General features: G+C 45.5%; 1 rRNA gene. It reads left to right on the top strand.

Features of this window, described 5'->3' with window-relative positions:
* Positions 1 to 144 precede the first annotated feature (144 nt).
* A 16S ribosomal RNA gene (locus tag GQN54_RS15275) occupies positions 145 to 756 on the top strand; the annotation flags it as partial.

Below are 756 nucleotides of genomic sequence, written 5' to 3'. Positions count from 1 at the left end.
TAGCTACGAGATAAATAGGATGTAAGTGTTGGAAACGGCACGAAAGTTCTTTGAAAATATTGAAGTATAAGTAAAAGTATAGTAAATACTTTAGTCAATTTAGGTTGACTTGAAAATTGAGCTAGAAAGCATTAAACTTTTTTTACAATGAAGAGTTTGATCCTGGCTCAGGATGAACGCTAGCGGCAGGCCTAACACATGCAAGTCGAACGGTAAGTTGAGAGCTTGCTCTTAACACGAGTGGCGAACGGGTGCGTAACGCGTATGCAATCTGCCCTTTTCTGGAAGATAGCCCTTAGAAATGAGGATTAATACTCCATAGTATAACAATTTCGCATGTTATTGTTATTAAAGCTTCGGCGGAAAAGGATGAGCATGCGTCCCATTAGTTAGTTGGTAGGGTAACGGCCTACCAAGACTCCGATGGGTAGGGGGCCTGAGAGGGTTATCCCCCACACTGGTACTGAGACACGGACCAGACTCCTACGGGAGGCAGCAGTGAGGAATATTGGTCAATGGAGGCAACTCTGAACCAGCCATGCCGCGTGCAGGATGACGGCCCTATGGGTTGTAAACTGCTTTTATATAGGAAGAAACCTCTCTACGTGTAGAGAGCTGACGGTACTATAAGAATAAGGACCGGCTAACTCCGTGCCAGCAGCCGCGGTAATACGGAGGGTCCAAGCGTTATCCGGATTTATTGGGTTTAAAGGGTACGTAGGCGGAAAATTAAGTCAGTAGTGAAAGCCCATCGCT

The organism is Acidiluteibacter ferrifornacis (assembly GCF_009909615.1).
Lineage (GTDB): Bacteria > Bacteroidota > Bacteroidia > Flavobacteriales_E > Vicingaceae > Acidiluteibacter > Acidiluteibacter ferrifornacis.
This window is presented reverse-complemented; position numbering and strand designations above follow the sequence as displayed.